Origin of the sequence: Candidatus Clostridium radicumherbarum (genome assembly GCF_045310525.1) — a bacterium.
Classification (GTDB): Bacteria; Bacillota; Clostridia; order Clostridiales; family Clostridiaceae; genus Clostridium_AT; species Clostridium_AT radicumherbarum.
Window position 1 is genome coordinate 482,937 of sequence record NZ_JBJHZY010000002.1, and the last position, 25,811, is coordinate 508,747.

Here is a 25,811-nt window from a genome sequence, read left to right on the forward strand (position 1 = left end):
CAGCTGATGAGAATTGCAAAAATAAATAATAAAAAGAGCTGTTAATTAAAATAAATAAAATTGCCATTAAAAAGGTACTGGATTAACTCCAATACCTTTTTTACTACTTATAGACTGACACAATTAATTTCCTGCTTAAAGTTAATGTATCTGTTGTTTTACTTAAGCTTACAGATGTTACATCTGCGCTTGTTCCATTAATATTAAAGTTACCATAACTTAAATCTTGATACTTGTTTGTAGAAGTATCTGTTCCACTTAATCCACTAGCAGTATTCCATACCTGCATAATGTTATTTGCATTATCAAATAAAACTATTTCTTCAATCTTCCAAGTTCCTGCTTCATCACTGTTTGTAATTATTTTACTTCCTACATATACGCCATTTTTTAAAGATAAAAAAATAGATTCTACCTTGTTTGTGATTGGTGTTCTATACGTAATATATATACTCTTTATTCCTGATATATCATCCGTGGCATTTACAGTAAAATTTATTGTATCTCCTACTGTTGCATTTTGCTTATCTATTGTTAAACTTTGAAATACTGGAGATGTTACATCTGCGCTTGTTCCATTAATATTAAAGTTACCATAACTTAAGTCTTGGTACTTATCTGTAGAAGTATCTGTTCCACTAAATCCACCAGCAGTATTCCATACCTGCGTAATGTTATTTGCATTATCAAATAAAACTATTTCTTCAATCTTCCAAGTTCCTGCTTCATCACTGTTTGTAATTGTTTTACTTCCTACATATACGCCATTTTTTAAAGACAAATAAATAAATTCTGCCTTATTTGTGATTGGTGTTCTATAAGTAATATATATACTCTTTATTCCTGATATATTATCCGAGGCATTTACAGTAAAATTTATTGTATCTCCTACTGTTGCATTTTGTTTATCTATTGTTAAACTTTGAAATACTGGAGATGTTACAACTGCAGTAATAACAGTTATATTACAATTGGCAGTTTTATTTCCATCTATTGTAGTTGCTGTAATTGTAGCTGTTCCTGCTCCAATTGCCGTTACTTTTCCTGCTGCATCAACTGTCGCTACATTACTATTTGATGTACTCCACTGTACATTCTTATTTGTAGCATTTGATGGTGATACTGTAGCTATTAAAGTGTCTGTATCACCTACTATAAGTGTGCTCGTAGTTTTGTTTAAACTTACTGAAGATGGAATAACTATGTTACCATTTATAACATTAGTAAGTACATCCAATACATTTCCACTAATGGCGCCAGTTCCACCTAAAATAGTTACATTTCTTACACTTTGACTCTTTATAAAATTAAGAGCATCTGATGTAATTGAATTTTTATCTGATAATATAATTGGAGCATTATTTTTAGCTGATAATGCTGATCCACTCAATGCATCGGGAAAATCATTTCCTGTTGCTAAAAAAACTGTACCAGTACTTAAATTTCCTACAAATTGATTATTAATAATTTGATTAGTTTCATATCTATTTTTTCCACCAAGTCTCTTACTATTTGGTACACTTGAAGATACTGTATCTCCTAAGACTCCTGTTCCTCCCACTATATATGAAACTGGTATACTCTTACCTTTAATAAATGATGCAATACTTGGATCTAATCCATCTTTCGGTGATAATAAAATAGGCATAGCCTTAATTCCTGCAATTGGAGCTATTGATAGTGCATCTGGAAAATCCAAACCTGTTGCTACTATAATTCCATTGCTTGTACCCAATTTTTCCGCAACTAATTTTGATGTTTCATATCTATTAATTCCACCAATTCTGGTAATATTAACTCCCATATTTTTTAGCTGGTTTTCTACATTTGTACTTATAACACCTGTCCCTCCAACTAAAATTGCATTTGCAGCTTTTAATCTTTGTATTTCAGCTATAGTATCTGAACTTAGTGCATTCTTTTCTGTCAGTAATATTGGAGCATCATATGATTTTGCTAATGGTGATGCTGATAATGCATCTGGATAATCTGCTCCAGTGGCTAAAATAACTGTATTAGCCTGCGCCCAACCGGACTTACTAATAGCCAATGAAGTTTTATATCTATCATTACCTGATAGCCTTGTAGTTCCTATATTAGCGTCCTGTGCAAAAACCTGAGTTACGTTTGAAACCCCACACAATAAAGAAACACTTAATATTACTGAAAAAATTCTTTTGTTTTCTAACATATAATCGTTCCCCCATTTAAAATTTTACAAACACTTTTACATATTACTACCAAAATTAGTATCTTCAATAATATATCAAATTTTTATGCTTTCTTCAATTTTTTTCAATTTCCAAAATTTCTACCCCTTTAACTTTTATTATATTTTGATAATATGATTACAAAATTTTTTTATAAGCTTATTGACATTTTCTTTAATATATACGATAATTAATATCAATAGATAATAATTATTAATTAGCTTTAAATTATACATATTTACTATTAAATGCATAGTCTTAAAGCTAAATCATAGGAGGTAAATTTATTATGTCATTAATAGGAACTGAAATAAAACCATTTAAAGCGGAGGCTTATCAAAATGGAAAATTCGTGGAGGTTACAGAAGCAGATTTTAAAGGAAAGTGGAGTGTTGTTTGCTTCTACCCTGCAGACTTTACATTTGTATGTCCTACTGAATTAGAGGACTTACAGAACAATTATGATACATTAAAGAGCCTTGGAGCTGAAGTATACTCAGTTTCAACAGATACTCACTATACACATAAGGCATGGCACGACAGCTCAGAAGCTATAAGTAAAATCACTTACACTATGGTTGGTGATCCATCACATACACTATCAAGAAACTTTGATGTACTTATAGAAGCAGCAGGTAATGCTGACCGTGGTACTTTTATCATAGACCCAGACGGTGTAATTCAAGCTGTTGAAATCAATGCTGGAAACATAGGTCGTGATGCAAGCATATTAGTTAACAAAATTAAAGCAGCACAGTACGTAAGAAATAATCCTGGTGAAGTTTGCCCTGCTAAATGGAAAGAAGGAGCTGCAACACTTAAGCCAAGCCTTGATCTAGTAGGAAAGATCTAATAAAGGGGGTAAAAACATGATACTGGACGCAGATATAAAAACCCAATTAGCTAAATATCTACAGCTTATTGAAAGCGATGTGGTTCTGAAAGTAAGTGCTGGGTCCGATTCAGTATCTAATGACATGCTAGCTCTTGTAAAGGAGCTAGCTTTAATGTCATCTAGGATAACTGTGGAGGAAACTAAGCTTGCAAGGACACCAAGCTTTAGTGTAAATCGGGCAAGTGAAAATATAGGGGTAACCTTCGCAGGTGTTCCTTTAGGCCAGGAATTTACATCCCTTGTGTTGGCTCTACTACAGGTCAGCGGTAGGGCTCCAAAGGTTGATGATAAGGTAATTGAACAAATTAAAAACATTAAAGGTGAATACCACTTTGAATCCTACATCAGTTTAAGCTGCCACAACTGTCCTGATGTGGTTCAGGCACTGAATATCATAAGCATTATCAATCCTAATATTACTCATACTATGATTGATGGTGCAGTTTTCAAAGAGGAAGTAGAAAGTAAAAATGTTATGGCTGTACCTACTGTTTATATGAATGGCGAATTCTTCAGCAGCGGCCGTATGTCCATAGAGGAGATACTTGAGAAGCTTGGCAGTGGATTTGATGCTTCAGAATTTGAAAGTAAAGAACCCTTCGATGTACTTATTGTTGGAGGCGGCCCTTCAGGAGCCAGTGCAGCTATCTATGCAGCACGTAAAGGCATCCGTACAGGGATTGTGGCTGAACGCTTCGGCGGTCAGGTGCTGGAAACTATGGGTATTGAAAATTTCATAGGTTTAAAATATATCGAAGGCCCTAAGCTGGCAGCAAGCCTTGAAGAACACGTTAAAGAATACGATATTGATATTATGAAGGCTCAGCGTGCTAAGGGCATAATCAATAAGGATTTAATAGAAGTGGAACTCGAAAATGGAGCCGTTTTAAAAAGCAAAACCATAATCATCTCAACAGGTGCCCGCTGGCGAAATGTAGGTGTACCTGGTGAAGTGAAATTCAAAAATAATGGTGTGGCCTACTGTCCTCACTGCGACGGTCCCCTATTTAAAGGAAAAGATGTAGCAGTTATCGGCGGTGGCAATTCCGGTATTGAAGCAGCCATAGATTTGGCTGGAATAGTTAATCATGTAACAGTACTTGAATTTATGCCGGAACTGAAGGCTGATGCTGTACTTCAGCAGCGCCTTTACAGCTTGCCTAATGTTACTGTTTATAAGAATGTTCAAACAAAGGAAATAACAGGTACTGACAAAGTAAATGGTATTACCTTCACAGACCGTGCTACTGGTGAAGAACGTCATATTGGGCTTCAGGGTGTGTTTGTTCAGATAGGGCTTGTACCAAATACAGATTGGCTTGGTGATACGGTGGAGCGCAACCGAATAGGTGAAATAGTTGTAGACAAATATGGTGCAACAAATGTACCAGGAATATTTGCTGCAGGCGACTGCACCAATAGTCCATACAAACAGATTATTATTTCTATGGGTTCTGGTGCAAGTGCAGCCTTAGGCGCCTTCGATTATATAATACGAAACTAATTTTTAAATCATCACTTTAATAAACTCTAAATGCTGATAAAACCATTTCAATTTATATATTGAAATGGTTTTATTTTTATGAGAGGCCTACATGGAGCAGCATCTCTTTAAAAGTTACTTACATATTTTTCAAATAAGACAAATAGTATTATAATAAAGTTAATGGACTATTCATTTAATGTTATTAATGTTACAACAAAGCTAGAACTAAAAAAAGTTAATTTTGGATTTTAGGATGTTTCTTTTAGAATGTGGAGGCGAGCTTTATGAGAAGCAGTGAATTTATTATTATAATGAAGGATGGACAGGAAAATCATATCTACAAGTGGGAGCCAGAAGAGGATATAAATGTATTAGGAGTAATTCAGCTAGTACACGGTTCCTGCGAACATGCTAAAAGGTATATTAATTTTGCACAATTTTTGACAGACAAAGGTTATGTGGTTTATGCAAATGATCTAAGAGGACACGGTTTATCAGTTAAAAGCAATGATGACTTGGGATATTTTGCAGAAAAAAACGGGTGGCATATTCTTGTTGAGGATTTGAATGAGCTAACAAAGTTTATAAAAAAAGAGCAGGAAAGCTTAAAATTTTTTATTTTAGGACATAGCATGGGATCTTTTCTAGTAAGGCATTATGCAATAGAATATGGCACAGAAATTAATGGATTAATAGCAATTGGTACAGCACATAATCCTAGGGCAATGCTGAAGTTTGGAAAGTTTTTAGCGGAAAGAAGTATAGAAAAAAATGGTGGTAAATATAGAAATTATACATTAAATAGGCTATCCTATGACTCTTTCTGTAATCAATTTAAGCCTATAAGAACGAAGCAGGACTGGCTTTCTAGTGACGAAAAAGTAGTGGATAGGTTTATAGCAGATGAAAAGTGCGGCTTTGTGTTTACATCCAGTGCCTTTAGAGATATGTTTGATGGTCTGCTTTTTATTACTGATAAAAATAATATTATAAAAACCCCGAAAGATCTGCCTATTTTTCTCATTTCAGGAGATAAAGATCCTGTAGGGCGTAATGGTAGGATGGTTAATAAAGCCTATGAGGAATATAAGAAAGTCGGCATAAATAACATACAGATGAAACTTTATAAAAATATGAGACATGAAATTTTAAATGAAATAGGAAATGAAAAAGTGTATGAAGACATTATTAAATGGATTAACAGCCAGATATAATAAAATAGTCAGCGTAAATAGCTTATTTATTTAAAGCTATTTACGCTGACTATTTTATTAAGAAAAGAAGTCCCATTTTCTATTCCGCTTGATTTAAAATATTCCATTGCTGAAGCGCCTACATCAGATAATGTAGTTCGATGCCCAATAAATCCTTCCTTAATATATTTTCCATAAACAAGAATTGGTACATTTTCTCTTGTGTGATGACTGTGGCCAATAGTTGGATCATTGCCATGATCAGCCATAACAATTAATATATCATTACCTTCTAGCTTGTCCATAATATGTCCAATATATTTATCTGCAACCTGTAATTTTTCTGCATATCTTTCTACATTTTCTGCATGCCCTGCTAGATCTGTTTCTTGTACATTGGTGCAGATAAACCCAGATTTAATTTTATCCATTTCATTAATTGTAAGTTTCATAACTTCTTCTGTATCAACACAAGATATGCTTTTACCATAATTATTTTCGACTATGTCTGCTACCTTTCCTAAAAGTACTGCAGGTATTGCTTTTTTCCCTAAAATTGTAGGCACTTGAACTTCTGGATTTATTCCGTAGCCTAAATGAATTACTTGATAGCCTTCATTATAAACCCCTGATTTTGGTGCATTTATGCCAATAAACTTATCTTCCTTTTCTTCTACAGCTGCTAAAATATTCTCCATAGTAACATTTGTTCCTCCAAAAGGAATTACCCTGGATACTTCTACAACCTCACGAACTAATTTCCCAATCTTAAGTACTTCACTATAAGGTATTAAATCCAATGAAGCCGTTAGATTATATATTTGTCCAAAATCAGCTTCAATATTATCTGCAACTGTAACACAGCCATTTACAAGTAAAAACTTAAGCTTGTCTCCTTTATACTCTACTTTATAACCAGCATTCACCAGTTTCTCATAAACTCTATCAATAGATTTTGAAAAAGGCTCTTTTATTGGCTTTTTAGGTTTTGTTCCCATTATTTCCTGATGACCATAGAAGGTATCAGCTCCATAATGCATTAAGCTAGAGATTCCATAGACCGCTTTAGGATTTTTCTTCATAAGCTCAGTTTCTCTTCCTAAGGTATTCATAATACCTAAGGTCTCTAAATTAGGCAGCTTTAAATGAGGAATACTATCAAGTATATGACCAAAAGTGTTTGAGCCCACATCCTCCGGCCTTACTATCTTTGCATCCTCCATTGCCCCTACACCAAAGCTATCTAAAACAATCACAATAAACCTATTCATATAACCGCCCTCCTTCCAGCAGTTTTCCTTGGCTGTCATATATACCGACAAGTTCAGGTTTACCACTCTGAATTCCTTTTATTACAGCTACTCTACTTCTTGTTACAAAAATTTGAGTTCTAAAGGACATAATAACTGTATCACCTACAGAAGCCTTATTTTCTAGAGTGAAATAGTAATCTATACTTTCAGGAGCCAGAGTTCCAACCTTATATTTTTTAGAATCTTTTATGCTTTTTCCTACTAAAGCATTTTCCATATGCGATCTTCTATAGTGCCCACCACCATAACAAAAGCTTTCATTTCCTAAGTTATGTGAAATCTCGCTTACATAAACTATAGCCGGTCTCTCAACTTGTTCACTTACTGCATGGATAGGTGTTGTTCCTAAAAGTCCATGCCCAGGCTCTCCATGTGTCCCGCCAAGCCTTGCTATGTTATCCATATTAATGCAGCAAGTAGCTGAAGGCATGTTCATTTGCTGTATTTTAATTCCAAGCTTTTCTTCTAATAATTTCTTGGCTTTTTGCAAAGTGTAGACATTAGAGGTTTCCTTTATACTACCAATTGCACTATTATATAAGAAGCAAGGAAATGAAGTTAACCCCGCTAATTTTAAATTTGGAAGGCTTATTATTTCGTCAGCTGCCTTTAATAATTCCTCTAAATAGAAGCCTCCATATTGTGCAGGATAAAGTATATCTCCTTTATCAATCACCCTAATCATTATCTTTTGTGTAAATCCAAGTTTAACAGCTGCCTCTGATACCTCTTTAGCTTTTTCCAAGGAATAAACAGTAATAAATTCTGGTTTTGACTTAAGTATTGCTTCTATCTTATATTTTGGTATTTGAACTAAGTGTCCTACATGACCAAGCTTTATACCATTTGAAGCTAAAGTTTCTGCTTCTCTATAATCTACTGCTACGGCACCTTCATATCCCAGCTTTATTAATTCTTTTGATATATAGGGATTTCTTCCAAATTGTTTGGTCATAAAATATAGCTTTATATTATTTTTATCTGCTTCATTTTTTATTTCCCTGGCATTTCTTAATATAGTGTCTAAATCTAATATATAAGTGTCAGGCTCTATTAAACCCTCGCTGTGCAGTTTAAATGCAGTTTCTATAAGTTTTGGGTTTCTCTTTAATGCGGTTTCTAAAAACATCTGTTTTCCTCCTTCCAGTCTTAAATACGGGTAGCCTAAACTCATAATGCTGTTTCAAAATACCCGTCTTCAAACCTTCCTTATAGAGACTTTGCTAATGCTTCTCTTAAAATTCTAATAACTGTATCTGCTCCAGAACGCATAGGATTAATTCTAATCATTCTAGTTTCTAAGGTACTGTCTGCTGCTCTGAAGGTTCCTGATACTCTATAAAACATTGGTACAAATTCATACCTTGATTCTGCTCCTACTGGGTTTGGTGCTGCTCCAAGTTTTTCAGCCTCTTCAATAACCTTTTGAGCAATAGGTTTTTCTAATTCTACTAACAGTACTTTTGATTGAGCGTTTGCTAAAAAAGCACTTTTAACTTCTTTTACTTCTCCAAGGTTTAATCTCTCAACAAGCTCATTGTTTACTTCTCCTTGCAGGGCTAGGGCTACAGGTGCGTAAGTAAGTCCTCTTAAAACTGCCATTGCTTCATGCCCCTGTACCTGACCGCCGCCGGAATAATTGCTCTTTATTATTTTATCTATGTAGCTTTTCTTTCCTACTACACAGCCTATTCCTTCAGGCCCAAGCAGTTTAAACATTGAAAAAGCTGAAAGATCTGCTCCAAGCTGAGCACCAATCTTTTTTACTTTCATTACTACATAGTTATCATCCGTAATAATAGGAACTTCTCCTAAATTTTCGCGAATTTGCTTTATTACCTCTTCAATATCATAGCAATCTTCTATTTTTTGTCTTGTGTATTGTATAAGAACTCCATCAATTTTATTTTCCTTTAAAGTCCTTATAAGTTCTTTACTGTTATTAAAATCCGCTTTAATAGTATTCAGTCCCATGCTCTCTACCGTAACTCCTGTTGTGGGATATATAGGAGCATCATGAATAAGAAGAGTTTCATTGGCCTTCATTATGCTATAGAGTCCCCACCTAATAGCAGCAGTTCCCGCACCCCTTACTAATACGGCAGCCTCCTGTTCAAATATGTCAGCTAATACACACTCAGTTTTAAGGGTTGTTCTAGGCTTATTTAGTCCTTGTACTACTCCTAAGTCCCCAAGTGATAATATCTCAGTACCCTTGAAGTATCTTGTTACTGCATCAACAACCTTAAACTGAAGTTTCTTTGCTTCTTCTAATGTTATAGATTCTAATGGATAAGTTTTCATAATTTTGGCCCCTTTCTGTCATAATTGCCATATAGCCTAGCCTCTTAAATAAGATTTATAATCTGCATTTTGAAGCGAATCTATCTATTTAAGAATCTCTCTTGCATTTTTAATAAGCATATTTTCTATGTCACTTTCAGCTATTCCATTTTCCTTAATAAAGGGAATAAAATAATCTAAAAGATAGCTATAGCCAAGGCCACCTTTATTTTTCAAATGAGACTTTCTTGTTATGTCCATTGACATGACTACCCTATTTGAAAGCCCTCTTTTGCAAATTTCCTTAAGCATTACAAGTCTTTTTTCTTCAGGCATATAATTAACCTTTCCTATTGTATCAAAGGCTACATAAGCGCCTTTATCAATTAGCCTTAGTATATAATCAAAATCACCGCTTAGGTCAACATGTCCAATAATGACTTTATTTAAATTTGCTCCATTTTCCCTTAGTATCTCCAATTGTTCAAGCCCTAAAGTTCCAAGAGTAGTGTGAGTGGATATAGGTTTCCCTGTTTCATCTTGAACCCTGGCCCCCAAAGAGAGAAGCATCCTTTCAATAGGTGTAATTTTATCTTTGCTTGTTCCTATTTCTCCTATTACCTGTGCTTTTATATTTGTGTCATCTATTCCTTCAATAATTTCCTTTAACATAATATCTTTTAACTCATGCTCAGATAGCCTATAAACTTCTTCTGGCAGAAAAGGTTCTTTATAATAACCAGTTGAGAAAATTATATTTACTCCTGTCTCTTCCTTAACCTTTAGAGCATATTCAATATTTCTACCCATACCTCTATTAGTAACATCCAGGACATTAGCTACTCCTTTTTTCTTAAGTTCCTTAAATTCCTCTATAGTTTCATCTAATAAATCAAGTTTGCAGTCTAAATCTTTTTTTACCCCAGATAAATCTATGGTTACATGTTCATGCATATAGGTAATTCCTTCTTGCAATTTCATCTTTACCTCCTTTAGTTATTTACAGCGAAAATATAAGGTTTTCCTGTTTTCTCTTATAGGAATCCTTAAAATACCTGTAATAAAGCTCTGGCAGTTTGTATAGGTCACTTAAGCTTTTAGCAATTTCAATAGCAGTTAGACCTTCATCTATTCCCTCTCTGGAAGTTATAACAATTCCTGATGAAATCTCGGAGGAAGGTAAGGTAACTGCTGTAGCATTTATCATATTTGCTATTTTTACCATATACTTTCCACCTAATCCTTGAATTCTTGAGGCTAAATCTCCAAAGCCTCCAAATACAGAGTCTCCCATACCTAACAAATCTATGGGGCCTTCATAGGTTATAAGAATATTGTATTTTTTTAATAACTCTTTTACCCTAATTATTGAAATTTCCCTCTGCGTAAAATCAGGAAACTCCTCTTCACTTACTGAAACACCTAATTTATTTAATCTATCATAAACTAAATTTAATTTCTCTCTCATATCGCTGCCATCTGGAAGCGTAATATTTCCCTTTTTACATATAGCAATATTAATATCATTAATACTACCTTTTTTACATTTTATTTCTGCCATCTCTTTTACTGCAGCTTCTGCTTTTTCAAGATAATGACTTATAACACCTATACCCGGCACAAAGCTTATGCCATCTGTTGAAACTCTATTTGACAAGCCCTTTAATCCCATTCCCTTTGCCATAATTGAGTACAAATTTAAACTTAAGGCAGGTGCTAGTACCGAACCTCCGCCATCTGTACCGATACCTAAATCATTAATTCCATAAAGCACATTTATTGCAGTACAGCTTGAGGAACCAGTCATAATTTTCCCGGTAATAGGATTTAATATATTCATATCTACAGCTCTTCCGCCTACAGCCATACTATCAATTGTATGCCATAAGTACTTTTTACTATCAATAAGCCTTTTAATAAACATTCTATTAATTTGAACTGAATTTTTCACTCCTAGGGTATATACCTTTGAGCCCTTACTAAGTAGCTCCTTTGCTTCTACAAGCATATCCTCATTTACATCTATTATTGTTTTATTTTTGTAATTTAATGCCTTAATGGTTGCCCTGGATAACCTGAATAATTCATCTAAAAGCAATTCATTCATAATTTTTCTCCCCGTCAAAGAGTTATTATAAAATGGAGGCCTTTAGCCCCCATTTATTATTTCCAATATAAACCTAATACAGCTAAAACATTAACAAGAATTCCTACAAAAATTGCTCCTACTGGACCAACAGCCATACTTACTATTGGTTTTTTTGCTGTTTGATTTAATACATAGATACCTGCTACTACAAATAGCCCAAGTCCAGGAGCCATAGCTTGAGCTGCCATCATACCACCAACAAGCAGTGCTATTTCTAGAAGCTTAGACATAGCTGTTCTAATATTATCTCCACATTTTCTAACACCTGGGAACTTGTCCAACATTTTTGCAAGTATATCTAAAAGCATAACTTCTGCACTAATAACAACACCGCCAAGAACAAATGCCAGTATTGGATTCTTAACAAGCAAACCTACAACAAATACAAAAGTCATTCCAGCTGGCCCATAAACACCAGTTGCTATAGCTGTTGTAGCTACTAGCGGAATAAACCCTATACCTCTTGCAAAGGCAGTCATAGCTGCTTCTAGATGCTGTCCTTTAGCTAATAGATTTAAAGATATTGGATCTCCAGCTACAATACCATAGCTTGTAGCTGCTGCAATTAAGCCTCCTATTGCAGCTAAGTAAGGAAGGTTTTTCTTTATTTTCTTAACTCTTTCACTAAAAATAGCTGTTAAATCCACAGTAGTTGCGTTTGGATCAACTTTTTCATTCATTGCAAAGATTAACATAATAATCATACCTGCAAGAAGTGCCATTCCTTCTGGGCTCAAAGCTACAGCACCAGAGCCAATTTTAAACTTTCCATAATATTGTACATACTGTCTAACTAAGAAGGAGATTACTAAAGTTATTCCACCTTTTAAAATACCATATTGGTAAGCTACAACTATTGCTGGAAAAGCTGCGAAGGCTGCAACAATTGGAGTACCAACTTGTCCAAGTTGTGGTAAGAAATTTATTGGTAAAAGCTTAAATATATTTACAATAAACTGCAGTCCAGCTACTATACCAATTCCGTATACTGCTCCAACTACGCCAGAAATAACCATACCTTTTTTGCCATCTGGAGACCAAGTACCAATAATATCTGTACCAAGTAAAATACTATGAATTAGTATAATACTTGCAGCAATTGATACGGGAATACCAAAGCCAATAACAAGTCCAAAGCCTAAAGCAAAGCTTGTAGCTGCTATGGCCTTTTTGTCCATTCTGCCTTCAAGGTATTCAGGAACAATAGGTCTAAGACCGTCATTAAAAACTGCAACACCTTTGTTTGCTAAAATTGACGCTAAAGCACCTATTAAAGCAACAATTAAAAATTTCATAATGATTCCCCCTATTTATTTAATATTTTATTCATGATAACAGGTATAACCTGTTCAGCATGCTGTGGTGTAAAGCCAAAAGCCTTTTTCCCAGACTCAATCTCTTTTATAATTTCTTCATCAGTCTTTCTATTACCAGGCATGGAAACAGTAGAACAAAGATTCATCCCTAGAAGTGCTATAGCCATTGCAAGAGCTCCGCCACCTCAAGTGTTACAAGCTCCAAAATAATAATCAGCTTGATTAGTCTTAATTGCCATAGCTGCTTCAATATCAGATTTGATTGTTAATGTGATATCCTCTCCTCCTATTTTTTTTATGATATCAGCCACTCTTTGCTTGTCAATTTGTCCACCAACTACTATCCTTAGCATTTAAAAAACTCCTTTCATATAATTTATATATTTATATATTCTTTAATTATTTGATTCAAACAATGCACAAAGATGCATCATAATAAAAGTTTCTTCATTTATAGGTATTTCTATTGCAGCCTCTTTCATTATGTCCTTAAATATATTTTTACATTGCTCATATTGACAGTGATTTTTTATTTCCTTATAGGTTTCTTCTTCTATACCATCTACTAGTTCATTTTTCTTTATTCTTTCTAAGGCTATAGAAAGATGAGTAATTAGCATAGCACCATTCTCTTCCGTTAATTCTATTTCCCATTTATTCTTAAACATCTTTATTATTCTTAATAGAGCGTCATAGGTTTCCTCAGAAATTTGCCCAGCATTTTTAAGAATATCTAGTCTCATACTTAATTCCATAGTCCATCCTCCAATGTACAATATTTTGTATTTTGAGAGTAAAAATTTTTTGTTTTATTTATATCTTAAAATAAATTCTAATAGTTAGGGATTATTTCCCCTATTACTACTTCTTTTTGGCAGGTTCTAACTCTATCACGGTTTATAAACTGCTGGAGTAAATTCTTTATACCATAATTGTTTTTATTAACGATTATAACAGCTTCAGTGTCCTCACCTAAAAATTCATTTGTAGTTAGAGGATAATATTTCATATTTCTTTTCTTTTCAATTATTTCATCAATATTCCAAACAGCTGCATCGATTTCTCCCAGCATTAGCTTCTTCACTACCTGATTATATGGTAAATCAATTATCTCTACAACTTTATCCTTGCATTGTGAAAGTGTAAGTAAATAATGGTCAATAGAGCTTCTATCAACCCCTATTCTCATGCCATTTTCAACAGTTCTTTTATAAGGATCTTTAAACACCATACCATGCTCATTTACATAACTATATTCCCCAAACTCTAGTGCTATATCAATAACTCCTCCATTCCTAATACTATGATTAGCTGCAAGCCTAGAAACAACTGCAAAATCATAACGACCTGTACTTAATGCATTAATTCTATTTTCTGCACCTCTCATATAGGCAAGACTAAAGGGAAATTTTCTTTTTTCGGCTTCCTTATAAAGAGCCGTAGCTAGCCCTTCATAAAGTTTGGAATAGGGAAGCGGCATAGCTCCCATTATGGTGCCAAAATCAGTAAAGTTCCAAAGCATTTCATAATCTATAAAGCTAATAAAGCTGCCAAGATGACCTCTTGCCTCAATACTTATAGCCTTTGATTCTTCTAATAGCTTTAAAGCAGATTGAACAGTACCCCTAGCGGTTTCATACTTAGCAGAATATTCTGCAATAGTACTTATTCTGTCTCCTTCCTGCATTGTTATTAGCTCTCTTGACAATTTTATTGCTACTAGACCATTTTTTTGCATTAGTTGTGATTTAATATCCATAACAGCACCTTAATGTACAATATTTTGTATTTTGATATTATAATAGCACAACTTAATATCGTTTTCAAGGGACTAAATAAATATTCTGTTATGTAAAAAAACAAAGGTTATCAACTTTTCTTTATCCCACCTTCTGATAGTCACTGCTTTTCTTTGTTTATAAATTATTAAAATGTAATTAACAGTTAATATTTATTATTGTCACATTACTGACATAACAAGAAGATAATATTAACATAGCAAGACAAGAGTTACCCCTCATAAATTAATATAAAATATAGTAGAGCAGTTGAAAAGCCCCTCTTTCAACTGCTCTACTATATTTTGCTATCTTAATAATTCCAATACATTCATGACCTATAAAACACACTGAAGATGCTCTTTATAGTGTTAATGTTTCATTGGCTCAAATATATTTAGTTTTTTATCTTTTATAATTGGCATGCTAGTCATATATTTTAATAAGATAAAATATCTATAAATATATCTTGTAAAAAGGTGGTGCTTAGGATGATAATTTTTAAAGTACTTAAGTGGATGGTTGAAATAGTAGTTTGTTTTATATTAGTTATTTTTGCAGTATTTGTTTTTATACCTGCATCCAATCCCAATAACATGGACAACAATAAAGGTATAATGCCATTTTCATTAAATAATAATGATATTACTTATAACAGTGATAATAATAAAAACAACAATAATCCTAATAATAAACAAGTTAATCCAGGTTTAACTGATGAACAAAGAAAAGAAGTACTTGAAAGAGCAAAAGCCATGACAGAGGTAAAATGGATTCCAAGCCATAACTTGATTGATAAATATGGATATTACGTATTTATAAAAGGGAAGACTTATTATGGTATACCCTATAGCATGGATTTATACCAGACTAAGTCTCCAGAGGACTTTCTGAATAAAATAAAAGGGAGTAATACATTATACGGCAACGACTGCTCAGGGTTTGTTAGTGCTGCTTGGGGGGTAAGAAGACAGACTACATTGTCTCTTTATAATGCTGTTAAAAATGGAACGAAAATAGATGGACGAACTGTGTGCGAAATTTCCTGGGATGAATTAAGGCCTGGAGATGCGTTACTTATCGATAACGGAGAGGGGAAAGGCCATGTCATGCTGTATATAAGCACTGATAATAAGAAAAGTGATAACATAAACGTGTATGAACAAGACATACAAACCATAATTCCTTTTGAACCAATTCCGGTTGCCAGAAAAGATGAGAGGTCTATAAGCACAATTACGAAAGAAGGATATATACCTATAAGGCTTGTTTAGGAACGTACAAGTACCACATATTAAGTAGAGCAGCTGAAAGGTCCCCCTTTTCAACTGCTCTACTATATTTATTATCACTATACTTTAATTAAATATTTTTCATATAAATTTATCTTCTTACATAATCCTGTGTAGTACTTATTTACTCTTTATTATTTAAAGCTCATACTTATTCCTTTAAATATATGCACTACTGCTACAGCACCGGAATCTGGTCTTCCAAGTGATTTTTCTCCATAATAAGCCGCTCTTCCATGCACTGATTTTAATTGCTTTGTGTATTCAACTCCAGCTTCTGCTGCTTTGTATGCTTTTTCAAAGGCTTCCTTTAAGCTAAGTCCACTCTTTGAAGCTTCAGCTAGTGCTTCCACTGCAGGATTCAAGGCATCCAGCATGGTTTTATCCCCTAGATTAGTTTTTCCTTTTTCCATTACTCCTTTTACTGCAGCTCTACCTACAGCTGCTAAATCCTCCAGGGTTAACTCTTCTTTACCTTTAGCCTCTTTTGCTCCCTTTATAAGGCATATCGATATCAAAGTTCCCATAGTGGATGGAACATTTGTATTCATAGTCATTCCAAGTTTCATAAGTACATTGCCCATATCAGCAGCTTCTATTTTATCAAATTCATTGTAAAGACAGCCAAAACCATTAGTCATAGTTAAACCTAAGTCGCCGTCTCCCATAGCTGAATCTAGTTCTGTTAGGTAATCCTTTGCTTCATTCATTGCATTTACTATGTTTCCTAATATATCTTTAACAAATGGCTTTTTTATTGCTTCCATGCTTATTCCTCCTTTTAGTCGGAAGACGGAGCAATTAAGGCTTGCTCGCTCCCGCTCCCTAATTGCTCGTTAAAGCCCATTTAGGGCTTTGGCTCCGCCCACGGGGCAACTTAACTCACTCGCTCCCGCTCGTAAGTTGCCCGTTAAAGCCCATTTAGGGCTTTAACCTCCTATGATTATCTAAATTGTTGGAAAAATGGTGAGTAAGCATTAAAATCTAACAATTCTTCCAGTTCCTTATCTAATTTTAATAATGTTATAGACATACCAGCCATTTCAAGGGAAGTAGCAAATTCTCCAATATATGGCCTATATACCTTTATTCCATTTTTCTCTAATATGCTGTGAGCCTTTTTATAAGCAATATATAGTTCTTCCTTTGGGGTAGCACCTAAGCCATTTACCAATATTGAAACATTGCATCCCTCTTCAAATCTCATGTCTTCTAGTATCTTATTTAGCATAACTTCTACAACATCATCCACTGGCTTAAGTTCACTTCTTTTAATTCCTGGCTCTCCATGGATTCCCATACCTATTTCCATTTCATTTTCACCTATGGAGAAAGTAGCTTTACCTACCTCTGGAACTATACATGGAGTAAGAGCAACACCCATAGTTCTTGTATTGTCTACTGCCTTTTGAGCTAGTCTCTTTACTTCTTGTAAATTATACATCTTTTCTGCAGCAGCTCCCGCTATTTTGTATGCATAGAATAATCCAGCCACTCCTCTTCTGTTTGCTTCCTGTCCCTTAAGAGCTGAAGCTACATCGTCTGTTACAAGCACTTCTTCAACTTCTATATCATCCATCTCTACCATATCTTTAGCCATACCAAAGTTCATTATGTCTCCGCCATAATTACCATATAGATGAAGTACTCCTGCTCCATTGTCTATTGCTTTATCTACCTCATACATGCATTCTGCGCTTGGTGATGCAAAAACATTTCCTACAGTTACTCCGTCTGCTAGTCCATATCCAACATATCCAAGGAAGGTTGGAAGGTGGCCAGAGCCACCTCCTGTAGCTATAGCTACCTTACCTGGCTTCTTTTCATCGGCTCTTACTATACATCTAAAATTATCATTTACCATTTTTAAGCTGTCGCTGTGAGCTGCTAAAATGCCTTCTATAGTCTCTCTTGCAAAATCTTCTGGTTTATTAATTAGTTTCTTCATAGCTCTATCCTCTTTTTACTTTATCAAATTTTATTTCTGAAGGGTAAGCCCAGCTTTGAAGCTCGCTTTGTGGCAGTACATTAGGCTCTTTTCCTCCGTTAATAAGTAATGCTCTAAAGTAAACTTCAGCTATTTCTTCTACATAGTGTGCATTTAAAAGTGTATCATCTGGATCTGAACCTACAACAACTACTCCATGACTTTCAAGTAATATTGCATTTGACTGCTTTAATGGCTCTATTAAACTTTCTGCAAGTTGTCTTGTACCAGGTCTTCCATAAGGAGCTACTGGAATTCTTCCTCCATAGGACATTCCTTCATATACAACAGCTGGGATTTCCTTTCTTAATACTGCAAAGGAAGTAGCAAATCTTGAGTGAGTGTGCACTACAGAATTTATATCTGGCCTTGCCTTATATGCTTCAAGATGCATCATTACTTCACTAGAAGGTCTTAAGCCTGTTTCCATCTCTATTACATTGGCATCTACATCTATAACACATATATCTCTGTAAGTTAGCTTTTCTCTTGCTATACCTGCTGGTGTGATTACCACGTATCCAGTTTCTTTATCTCTAATACTAAAATTACCTGATTTGTGCTTGCACAATCCTGATCTATCTGCTTCCTGCGCTATTTCTACTACTTTTTTCTTTAATTCTTCTAACATAATGTATGCCTCCTCAAAATTACAAGTTATTTACCCACGCTTGTCTTAATATTTCTCTTATGCTTCTATTCTTTCATCCATTTTCTTCATGTACTTTATATAGAAGAAGAAGCATGCAGCAAGCACTGCTAGTACAACTACTCCAAAGAATTCACCATGAATTACATTAAATCCATGTGCAAGTCCCCATCTTAATGCCGGTATTTCAAAGGAGAACCAGCTCATAAATTGTCCATTTGGAACTTGGATGCTGCCTGTTGCTTTAGCAAGGTTAGTTACTGTTCCTGCAAAGCTTGTTCCTACTAGTAAGAAAATAGGAGTTGTTACTATGCATAATATAATCATTCTTATAATATTTCCTCCAGTTACTATCATAGCTGGAACTACTAGTGAAATATTTATTATTGAACCTAAAGGTAATACGTTGTTTGAACCTGTTTTTGCCATAACAACTGCTAGTATTAATTCTATTGGAACGATTAATATTGCAACGACCCAGATTTCTGATAATCCAGCAAGAAATGGCCAGTCAAGTCCAATGTAGAGCTCTCTATCTTTGAATTTCTTCTTCATGAAATCGCCAACTGCGTCTGCTATAGGTGCTAATGCTTGCATAAATAACTTAGCAACCATTGGGAAAAGTACTAATGCTGTAGCAACTTGAACTGCAGTATTTAATATACCTTTAAGATCATACTTTGCAAATATAGCAATTAGTGCACCAACTATAAAGCCCATAACACTGTTTTCGCCAAACACACCAATCTTTTCTTTTAATTTAGCTGCATCTATATTACTCTTATTAAGTCCAGGTATAAAGTCAAGTAATCTATTAATTGGAGCTAATACTACACCTGTTAATGTCATACAGTGAGTACATGCAATTCCAGGTATTTTAGTTAATTCATATAACTGCTTTTGTGTTATATCTGCATTCTTAAGTTCTAAAATCGCTTGTATTGAAGCACCGACAAGTCCTAATGCAATGCTTCCAGTAACTGCTGCAATTAGTGTTGCTGTAAAAATCTTACCCCAAACATTCCATAAGTCTACGTTTAAACAGTTTGTCCAACCTAATATTAACATTACTATATTTATTCCTATGCAAATTGGGAAAAGTAGTAATGCATATGGCCATGCCCAAGCAATCGCTGACATTGGAGCCCAACCTGCATCAATTGCATTTAACTGTATTCCTGTATTTTTTACAAATGCACTAGCCGCAGGACTTATTGCACCAAACATGAAGTTTATAATTTCACTCATTCCAGTAAATGCTATACCTAAAGTTAAACCAGCTATAATTGCCTTTTTAGGTTTCATCTTCATACTAAGACCAAGAATTATCATAATAATTGGGAGAAACACCGCTGCACCTAGGTTAAGGATATAATGTATTATTGCGCTCATTTATATTAACCTCCTAAAGTTTGTTTATATTTTTACTTTTTTGTGATAAAATAAAATAACATATTTTTTTATTTTTATATTTATATTTATTTTTATCTCCTGGATTTAATCTATTATTTCTTGGAGATATTTTTTTATATTTTTCTATGCATTTTGATACTTACTTTGCTTTAACTATTTCTTTTAGCTTTTCAAATTCAGCATCGATTCCCATACCTGTTAAGAATGGTATTCCGCTTAGTGTTGGTTTTCCCCACTCCTTTGTCTTTAATGGAACTATAGATACATAAATGTCACATTGGTCTATTATGCTTTCCAGTGACTTGATGTCCACAGCTTCTACACTTACTGGTAGATTTTCATCCTCGCACATACTAGCGATTTTTGATGCTACTGTTTGTGATGTTGCTACTCCTGATCCGCAAGCTACAAAGATTTTTTTAATTTTACCCATAATTTTTTCCTCCCTTTAATTTTTATATAATTAATTTTTAATTATATCTTAGTTATCTTTTTCCAATACATTCTTAATAGTTAGGTATATATCATGCTTTTCTTTTGCATTATATATTTCTAATAGAGTTTCTTCCTTTGAGAATATTGACATTAGCTTACTTAAGGTTATAACCTGTTGATCTGGATTTTTAATAGCTAGCATGAAAATCAGCTTAGCCTCTACATCGTTTTCACCTGAACCCATCTCTTTAAATACCACTGGCTTTTTTAGCTTTGCCACAAGAATAGCTGGCTTTTCTACATGTATTGCATAAGTATGTGGTATTGCTACGCTTACTCCTGGAGTATTAAGTCCTGTAGGAAAGGTTTCTTCTCTTTCCAGTAGTCCATCGATATAAGTTTCTTTTACATATCCCTTTTCTCTTAGTATTGTTCCTAGGCCCCTTAGTAATTCTTCTTTGTTATTAGCTCCATAATCCATTAATATTAAATCTTCATGTAATAAAGCTACATTTTCTTCCATGAAATCATTCTCCTTTAGCTAATTTTCTTTGTACCTATATTCTTAGCAAATACCGTGCCAACTTTAGTGCATAGGTTTACAATTCTGAATTTTGAAAATGTTTACTTAAAAAGTTATGCACTATAATTTTAAAAAAACTATAGTGCATAACTTTTAACCATTTCTTATGCTATTAATAATGCTTTTATATACTGCATATGGTACATTAAATTCACCATTGCCTATTCCAAGTCTTATGTCAGCTCTATTACCTCCATGAAAATCAGTTCCTCCAGAAGCCAACAGCTTGTACTTTTCTAAAAGATAATCTGCAAACTGCTCATCCTCTAGAGTAAAGCTTGGGTAATATTTTTCAATTCCATGGAGCCCTAAATCCTTTAAATTTTTAATTTCTTTTTCCATATCTGACTTTCTAAGACCACCGAGGCCAATATTTTTATTATAATGTGCTAAGAAAGATCTGCCGCCCGCCTTTTTTATTATATAAATAGCTTCTTCAGCACTTAGTATTTCTTCTTTCTTGTATGGAATTGGATCCAGATATTTATCCCATACCTCTTGAGCACTACTACATAGCTTCTCTTCCATAAAGTATCTATGGATGTCATATCTATCTAAGTTCTTCTTTAAACTTCTTTTTATCAAAACCTCGATGCTTATAGCTATGCCCTTCCCCTTTAGTATTTCTAGAATTTCACCTACACTCTTCTCCCTAGCTGTCCTAATTCCTTTATAAACCTTTAGAAATTCCTCATTGTATATATCTATGCCAAGTCCCAATATATGCAGTAATCTGCCTTCACCATAGGATACACTTAATTCTACTCCACTCAAGTAATCTATAGAACATTTCTCTGCTTCCTCCCTAGCTTCCTCATTTCCTTCAATGCTGTCATGGTCCGTTATAGAAATAGCACTTAATCCTGTTTTTTTTGCAATATTAATAATTTCTTTAGGGCTATTTGTTCCATCTGAATTATAGGTATGTACATGTAAATCAATGCCATTCATAGTATATTCAAGCTCCTTTCAACTTTTATTTAAATAATTTAACAACTATTGTTGTCACAGTATAAAAATTAATAACAGGTATATTTCATAAAATTGCATTTGTATTTACAATTTAATTATATTATGATAAAAATGAATATAATAGCAAGGAAAATTTTATGCTTAAGGAGGTGAATGTTGTGAAGATAGCTTTATGGTACATTTCCGTATTTGTTGCATTAGTGCTTTTTCTATTATCACTAGTATATAAAAACTTTTACCTAGCAATCATAGCCTTTGCTGTAGCACTATTCCTAGAAAGGTACACTAAAAAAATACCACCTCCTAAGGCCTTTGATAAGTTTAAAAGTACTAACTTTAAGAAGAAAAAATAGTAGGTGATATTTTGAAAAACATCGATGCAGTAAACGATTATATAACTAATAAACTAACTCTAGACTACATTAATGATTGCATAAAAAATCAAAACTATTTTGGAGTATATACAAGTGATATAGAAAAGAATCTGCATATTGTAAGAAATAATGCCAGCACTATTTTAAATACTCTTTTTAAACAGAATAAACTTGTAAAAATAAATTCAAGACCTGTTTCCTTTTTTCCAAAAGCTATTTTAGCTTCTTTAAATTTGATAAATAGTGAAGAAACAAACCTTGTATATAGCCTGCAAGATTTTAAGACCTTGCTTAGCTCACTCAAATCTGGGGAAGCCACAGGCAAAAGTGAAGATAATATCTCTGAAGACCCCTTCACTCAATTAGTTGGTGCTAACAACAGTCTTATAAATCAAATCGGACAAGCTAAAGCTGCGCTTATGTATCCTCCAAAAGGACTTCACACTTTGCTGCTTGGAGAAAGCGGTGTTGGTAAGAGCACCTTTGCCTCCTCCATGTATGAATATGCTAAAGTAAATAAAGGCTTAGATGAAGGTTCTTTTCCTTTTGTAGCTTTTAACTGTTCTGACTACTTTAATAACCCTCAGCTTTTACTTTCTGAGCTTTTTGGACATGTTAAGGGCTCCTTTACTGGTGCAAATTCTGATAAAGAAGGCTTAGTAGCCAAAGCAAATGGTGGTATCTTATTCCTTGATGAAGTGCACAGACTTCCTCCTGATGGACAAGAAATGCTTTTTTATCTTATTGATAAAGGACAGTATCACAAATTAGGAGAATCCGGTAATACAAATAAGAGCAATGTGATGATAATTGCTGCCACTACTGAAGAACCAAATGAGGCACTTTTAACAACTTTTTTAAGGAGAATTCCTGTAGTAATAACCCTGCCCTCATTTAGAGAAAAGGCTATAGAGGAAAAGATGGAGATTATAGAAACTCTCTTTTATTATGAGTGCATAAATCTAAACAAAGATATTAGAATTTCCCCGGAGGTTTTAAAAGCCCTAGCCCTATATCCATTTAAGGGTGGTAATATAGGACAGCTGAAGTCAGAGATAAAGCTAGTTTGTGCAAAGTCATTTTTAAATTACATTAAAAATAAAAATAACATTTCAATAGAGTTTGAAATGCTTAGTAAAGATATTATTGATTATGTTTTTAGCAATAATAAAATAAATATTAACGATAAAAACTATATGGATATGATTAATGAATACTTAGTTTTATTCCCTGGAAATAAACGATATTCTTATGTAGAAAAAGCAAACGATAACATATATGATAAGATAAATGACTATATAAAGAAGCTTAAAGATTCTGAGCTTAGTAGTCAGCAGTTTGATTTAAAAATCGAAAACTTAATTGATGAACATTTTAAATATATGCTTAATAATATTAGTGCAGCAGGACTCAATAAGAGTACATTATACAAGGTAATACCAAAAGAAGTAGTTGATTTATCTGCTGGCCTAATAAATATAGCTGAAGAAGAACTAAACGTTAGCCTTAATCCAAAATTTATTTTTGCCTTTGCTTTTCACATAAATGGTTTACTACAAAGAATCAGAGAAGGAAAGCTAATAGTTAATTCCAATATACTCAAGGTAAGATCTGAATATCCTAGCGAATATAATGCTTCTAAAGTTCTAATAAAAAAAATCAGTGACACCTTTGGTGTAATAGTGCCCGAGGATGAAAAAGGATTTTTATCAATATTACTTGCAAACAACAAACTAGACTCCTGCATTGATTCAAAAATAGGTATAATAGTTATCTGCCACGGCCAAAGCACTGCATCCAGCATGGCAGAAGTAGCTAATAAGCTGCTTAACACCAACATTGTAAAAGCTATAGATATGCCTTTGGATTCTAGTGTTGACAGCATTTATAATGCGCTGAAGAATACTGCCTTAGCTGCAAATAAAGGACATGGAATCTTGCTTGCAGTAGACATGGGTTCGCTATGTAATTTTGGAGATAAACTAGAAAGGGAAACTTCAATAAAGATAAAAACAATAGCTAACATCTCTACCCTTCTTCTTTTAGAAGCTGTGAGAAAAATAATGTACAGCAATGACGATTTAGACACTATATATACCTCACTAGCAGCAGTTGATACTATTACAGCTGTAAGTGCTTCTGAAAAAAAGAAAGCTATTGTTACCTTATGCGTAACAGGGCAAGGCACAGGCATGATGGCTAAGCAGATATTATGTCAAAATCTTGATGAAAAATATAAAAAGGGTATCGAATTAATAGTTACAAACTACTCAGAAGTAAAAAATAATATAAAAAGCCTTACAGACAAATATGATATTTTAGCCTTTGTAGGAAGCATAAATCCTAATATCGGTATACCTTACTTTCCAATTAATAAAATTTTAAGTTCTCAGTTTAAAGAGGAATTTTCAAAATATCTAGATACAAAAATTCAGGGCACAAGCCATAATCAATCTTACGAAAAGAATGTATTTAAAAGTGTTTATGAGCTTTCTAAGGATATGCTGGAGCAATACTTAAAATTTGTTAATCCAAAGATTGCAGTAGCCAATATTAAAAATTTTATCATTAAAATGGGCCTTGATGATTCTATCAGCAATAAGGACAATATAATGGACTTAATTCTTCATATGGGCTGTATGCTGGATAGATGTATTCACGGCGACAAGGTCAGATTTGATAATGTTGAAGAGTTTAAGCTGAATAACCCAAAGCAATTTGCAGCTGCAAGAGAAGCCTGTGACATACTTGGTGCAGAATACGATATAGACATCAATGATGATGAGGTGTGCTATATTATAAAAGTCATTAATAAATAAGCTGTTTATTAACTCAACTTTCGCAGTAACCTCTTTGTTTATAAATTATTTAAAAGTAATTAACAGTTAATATTTATTATTGTCACATTACTGACATAATGAAAAGCTAATATATAAACATAGCAAGACAAGAGTTCCCCATTATAATAAATATTATTTTTTAAGCAGCTGATTAGTCCCCCTTTTCAGCTGCTCTTTATTTTTTCATTTATCTATTCCTTTAACATTTATTATATTTTGATAATATGAGAATAAAGGTATATCCAAACCATATGCCTTAACTTCGTATTTTTTATGAAGTCCCAATCCCCAATAAATATCTTCAGACAAAAATTTTAATTCTAGCAAACTATTAGTATCTTGAAATATTTTTATTTTACCATCTTCAGTTTGAGAATATATTAAATACTTGTCAGTGTTATTACTTTTTATTATTCTTTTATTTGTAATGGTTACTATATAAGTATTTCTCAAAAAATGCGGAAAAACCATAATTACACCTATAATTACTATAATACTAATTATTACTGCTCCAATCCTAAATTTAATAAAATTATTATTTCTAAAATGATAATTACTTCTTTTTATCATGTACTCTCCTTAATATTAATAATTTTATTCTCTTTAATACTTATTCCTTTTCTTTTAACATTATTATATTGTA

The 25,811-nt window shown here is 33.5% G+C and carries 23 protein-coding genes and 1 pseudogene; 6 read left to right on the forward strand and 18 right to left on the reverse strand.

Annotated elements, in window-relative coordinates:
- Positions 1–103: 103 nt before the first annotated feature.
- Complete coding sequence (locus ACJDUH_RS12060; protein ID WP_406765451.1) at positions 104–2,191, reverse strand: cell wall-binding repeat-containing protein; 2,088 nt, start codon at positions 2,189–2,191, stop codon at positions 104–106.
- 308 nt (positions 2,192–2,499) lie between these two features.
- On the opposite strand from ACJDUH_RS12060, the gene ahpC reads away from it, so the two are divergent.
- From ahpC to ACJDUH_RS12075, 3 genes are all read left to right on the forward strand, one after another.
- Positions 2,500–3,063, forward strand: a complete 564-nt coding sequence (ahpC, locus tag ACJDUH_RS12065) for an alkyl hydroperoxide reductase subunit C (protein ID WP_406765452.1) — start codon at positions 2,500–2,502, stop codon at positions 3,061–3,063.
- A 16-nt stretch (positions 3,064–3,079) separates the two neighbouring features.
- Positions 3,080–4,609, forward strand: a complete 1,530-nt coding sequence (gene ahpF / locus ACJDUH_RS12070; RefSeq protein ID WP_406765453.1) for an alkyl hydroperoxide reductase subunit F — start codon at positions 3,080–3,082, stop codon at positions 4,607–4,609.
- Positions 4,610–4,875: 266 nt separating this feature from the next.
- On the forward strand, positions 4,876–5,805 hold the full coding sequence (locus ACJDUH_RS12075) for an alpha/beta fold hydrolase (protein WP_406765454.1): 930 nt from the start codon (positions 4,876–4,878) through the stop codon (positions 5,803–5,805).
- A 26-nt stretch (positions 5,806–5,831) separates the two neighbouring features.
- On the opposite strand, the gene ACJDUH_RS12080 is transcribed toward ACJDUH_RS12075, so the two are convergent.
- From ACJDUH_RS12080 to yhfZ, 9 genes and pseudogenes are all read right to left on the reverse strand, one after another.
- Positions 5,832–7,055 (reverse strand): phosphopentomutase, encoded by a 1,224-nt coding sequence (locus ACJDUH_RS12080; protein ID WP_406765455.1) that lies wholly within the window; start codon positions 7,053–7,055, stop codon positions 5,832–5,834.
- Entirely contained in the window at positions 7,048–8,226 is a 1,179-nt protein-coding gene (locus tag ACJDUH_RS12085; protein ID WP_406765456.1) for a YhfX family PLP-dependent enzyme, read from the reverse strand. The genes ACJDUH_RS12080 and ACJDUH_RS12085 overlap by 8 nt, the downstream gene beginning before the upstream one ends.
- A gap of 80 nt (positions 8,227–8,306) precedes the next feature.
- Positions 8,307–9,401, reverse strand: a complete 1,095-nt coding sequence (locus ACJDUH_RS12090) for an aminotransferase class V-fold PLP-dependent enzyme (protein WP_406765457.1) — start codon at positions 9,399–9,401, stop codon at positions 8,307–8,309.
- A gap of 84 nt (positions 9,402–9,485) precedes the next feature.
- Positions 9,486–10,361, reverse strand: coding sequence for a phosphotriesterase family protein (locus ACJDUH_RS12095; RefSeq protein ID WP_406765458.1), 876 nt, complete (start codon positions 10,359–10,361; stop codon positions 9,486–9,488).
- Between the two features lie 19 nt (positions 10,362–10,380).
- The gene (locus ACJDUH_RS12100; protein WP_406765459.1) at positions 10,381–11,487 is read right to left on the reverse strand and encodes an amidase; all 1,107 of its coding nucleotides are present in this window, start codon (positions 11,485–11,487) and stop codon (positions 10,381–10,383) included.
- A gap of 56 nt (positions 11,488–11,543) precedes the next feature.
- Positions 11,544–12,824, reverse strand: a complete 1,281-nt coding sequence (locus ACJDUH_RS12105) for a YhfT family protein (protein WP_406765460.1) — start codon at positions 12,822–12,824, stop codon at positions 11,544–11,546.
- An 11-nt stretch (positions 12,825–12,835) separates the two neighbouring features.
- A pseudogene (locus ACJDUH_RS12110) lies at positions 12,836–13,198 on the reverse strand (DUF2620 domain-containing protein).
- A gap of 42 nt (positions 13,199–13,240) precedes the next feature.
- Positions 13,241–13,600 (reverse strand): PRD domain-containing protein, encoded by a 360-nt coding sequence (locus ACJDUH_RS12115; RefSeq protein ID WP_406765461.1) that lies wholly within the window; start codon positions 13,598–13,600, stop codon positions 13,241–13,243.
- A gap of 77 nt (positions 13,601–13,677) precedes the next feature.
- Positions 13,678–14,583 carry a GntR family transcriptional regulator YhfZ gene (yhfZ, locus tag ACJDUH_RS12120; protein ID WP_406765462.1) on the reverse strand — a complete coding sequence of 302 codons (906 nt, stop codon included), beginning with the start codon at positions 14,581–14,583 and terminating at the stop codon, positions 13,678–13,680.
- Positions 14,584–15,114: 531 nt separating this feature from the next.
- On the opposite strand from yhfZ, the gene ACJDUH_RS12125 reads away from it, so the two are divergent.
- The gene (locus tag ACJDUH_RS12125; protein ID WP_406765463.1) at positions 15,115–15,897 is read left to right on the forward strand and encodes an NlpC/P60 family protein; all 783 of its coding nucleotides are present in this window, start codon (positions 15,115–15,117) and stop codon (positions 15,895–15,897) included.
- 152 nt (positions 15,898–16,049) lie between these two features.
- On the opposite strand, the gene dhaL is transcribed toward ACJDUH_RS12125, so the two are convergent.
- From dhaL to ACJDUH_RS12160, 7 genes are all read right to left on the reverse strand, one after another.
- Positions 16,050–16,682: a dihydroxyacetone kinase subunit DhaL gene (gene dhaL, locus ACJDUH_RS12130; RefSeq protein ID WP_406765464.1), complete on the reverse strand. Its 633-nt coding sequence runs from the start codon at positions 16,680–16,682 to the stop codon at positions 16,050–16,052.
- A gap of 176 nt (positions 16,683–16,858) precedes the next feature.
- On the reverse strand, positions 16,859–17,863 hold the full coding sequence (locus ACJDUH_RS12135) for a dihydroxyacetone kinase subunit DhaK (RefSeq protein ID WP_406765465.1): 1,005 nt from the start codon (positions 17,861–17,863) through the stop codon (positions 16,859–16,861).
- Positions 17,864–17,867: 4 nt separating this feature from the next.
- Positions 17,868–18,533, reverse strand: a complete 666-nt coding sequence (locus tag ACJDUH_RS12140) for a class II aldolase/adducin family protein (protein ID WP_406765466.1) — start codon at positions 18,531–18,533, stop codon at positions 17,868–17,870.
- 57 nt (positions 18,534–18,590) lie between these two features.
- Positions 18,591–19,943, reverse strand: coding sequence for a PTS galactitol transporter subunit IIC (locus ACJDUH_RS12145; protein WP_406765467.1), 1,353 nt, complete (start codon positions 19,941–19,943; stop codon positions 18,591–18,593).
- Positions 19,944–20,103: 160 nt separating this feature from the next.
- On the reverse strand, positions 20,104–20,397 hold the full coding sequence (locus ACJDUH_RS12150; protein ID WP_406765468.1) for a PTS sugar transporter subunit IIB: 294 nt from the start codon (positions 20,395–20,397) through the stop codon (positions 20,104–20,106).
- Positions 20,398–20,445: 48 nt separating this feature from the next.
- Positions 20,446–20,922 (reverse strand): PTS sugar transporter subunit IIA, encoded by a 477-nt coding sequence (locus ACJDUH_RS12155; protein ID WP_406765469.1) that lies wholly within the window; start codon positions 20,920–20,922, stop codon positions 20,446–20,448.
- A gap of 153 nt (positions 20,923–21,075) precedes the next feature.
- Complete coding sequence (locus ACJDUH_RS12160) at positions 21,076–21,933, reverse strand: PHP domain-containing protein (RefSeq protein ID WP_406765470.1); 858 nt, start codon at positions 21,931–21,933, stop codon at positions 21,076–21,078.
- Positions 21,934–22,112: 179 nt separating this feature from the next.
- On the opposite strand from ACJDUH_RS12160, the gene ACJDUH_RS12165 reads away from it, so the two are divergent.
- Positions 22,113–22,307: a hypothetical protein gene (locus tag ACJDUH_RS12165; RefSeq protein WP_406765471.1), complete on the forward strand. Its 195-nt coding sequence runs from the start codon at positions 22,113–22,115 to the stop codon at positions 22,305–22,307.
- A gap of 11 nt (positions 22,308–22,318) precedes the next feature.
- Positions 22,319–25,147 carry a sigma-54-dependent transcriptional regulator gene (locus tag ACJDUH_RS12170; protein ID WP_406765472.1) on the forward strand — a complete coding sequence of 943 codons (2,829 nt, stop codon included), beginning with the start codon at positions 22,319–22,321 and terminating at the stop codon, positions 25,145–25,147.
- 204 nt (positions 25,148–25,351) lie between these two features.
- On the opposite strand, the gene ACJDUH_RS12175 is transcribed toward ACJDUH_RS12170, so the two are convergent.
- Positions 25,352–25,738, reverse strand: coding sequence for a DUF1523 domain-containing protein (locus ACJDUH_RS12175; RefSeq protein WP_406765473.1), 387 nt, complete (start codon positions 25,736–25,738; stop codon positions 25,352–25,354).
- Positions 25,739–25,811 lie beyond the last annotated feature (73 nt).

Excerpts from the sequence above, each read along its gene's own strand:
- ACJDUH_RS12060 (WP_406765451.1), bottom strand. The coding sequence starts at position 2,191 with ATGTTAGAAAACAAAAGAATTTTTTCAGTAATATTAAGTGTTTCTTTA.
- ahpC (WP_406765452.1), top strand. The coding sequence starts at position 2,500 with ATGTCATTAATAGGAACTGAAATAAAACCATTTAAAGCGGAGGCTTAT.
- ahpF (WP_406765453.1), top strand. The coding sequence starts at position 3,080 with ATGATACTGGACGCAGATATAAAAACCCAATTAGCTAAATATCTACAG.
- ACJDUH_RS12075 (WP_406765454.1), top strand. The coding sequence starts at position 4,876 with ATGAGAAGCAGTGAATTTATTATTATAATGAAGGATGGACAGGAAAAT.
- ACJDUH_RS12080 (WP_406765455.1), bottom strand. The coding sequence starts at position 7,055 with ATGAATAGGTTTATTGTGATTGTTTTAGATAGCTTTGGTGTAGGGGCA.
- ACJDUH_RS12085 (WP_406765456.1), bottom strand. The coding sequence starts at position 8,226 with ATGTTTTTAGAAACCGCATTAAAGAGAAACCCAAAACTTATAGAAACT.
- ACJDUH_RS12090 (WP_406765457.1), bottom strand. The coding sequence starts at position 9,401 with ATGAAAACTTATCCATTAGAATCTATAACATTAGAAGAAGCAAAGAAA.
- ACJDUH_RS12095 (WP_406765458.1), bottom strand. The coding sequence starts at position 10,361 with ATGAAATTGCAAGAAGGAATTACCTATATGCATGAACATGTAACCATA.
- ACJDUH_RS12100 (WP_406765459.1), bottom strand. The coding sequence starts at position 11,487 with ATGAATGAATTGCTTTTAGATGAATTATTCAGGTTATCCAGGGCAACC.
- ACJDUH_RS12105 (WP_406765460.1), bottom strand. The coding sequence starts at position 12,824 with ATGAAATTTTTAATTGTTGCTTTAATAGGTGCTTTAGCGTCAATTTTA.
- ACJDUH_RS12115 (WP_406765461.1), bottom strand. The coding sequence starts at position 13,600 with ATGGAATTAAGTATGAGACTAGATATTCTTAAAAATGCTGGGCAAATT.
- yhfZ (WP_406765462.1), bottom strand. The coding sequence starts at position 14,583 with ATGCAAAAAAATGGTCTAGTAGCAATAAAATTGTCAAGAGAGCTAATA.
- ACJDUH_RS12125 (WP_406765463.1), top strand. The coding sequence starts at position 15,115 with ATGATAATTTTTAAAGTACTTAAGTGGATGGTTGAAATAGTAGTTTGT.
- dhaL (WP_406765464.1), bottom strand. The coding sequence starts at position 16,682 with ATGGAAGCAATAAAAAAGCCATTTGTTAAAGATATATTAGGAAACATA.
- ACJDUH_RS12135 (WP_406765465.1), bottom strand. The coding sequence starts at position 17,863 with ATGAAGAAACTAATTAATAAACCAGAAGATTTTGCAAGAGAGACTATA.
- ACJDUH_RS12140 (WP_406765466.1), bottom strand. The coding sequence starts at position 18,533 with ATGTTAGAAGAATTAAAGAAAAAAGTAGTAGAAATAGCGCAGGAAGCA.
- ACJDUH_RS12145 (WP_406765467.1), bottom strand. The coding sequence starts at position 19,943 with ATGAGCGCAATAATACATTATATCCTTAACCTAGGTGCAGCGGTGTTT.
- ACJDUH_RS12150 (WP_406765468.1), bottom strand. The coding sequence starts at position 20,397 with ATGGGTAAAATTAAAAAAATCTTTGTAGCTTGCGGATCAGGAGTAGCA.
- ACJDUH_RS12155 (WP_406765469.1), bottom strand. The coding sequence starts at position 20,922 with ATGGAAGAAAATGTAGCTTTATTACATGAAGATTTAATATTAATGGAT.
- ACJDUH_RS12160 (WP_406765470.1), bottom strand. The coding sequence starts at position 21,933 with ATGAATGGCATTGATTTACATGTACATACCTATAATTCAGATGGAACA.
- ACJDUH_RS12175 (WP_406765473.1), bottom strand. The coding sequence starts at position 25,738 with ATGATAAAAAGAAGTAATTATCATTTTAGAAATAATAATTTTATTAAA.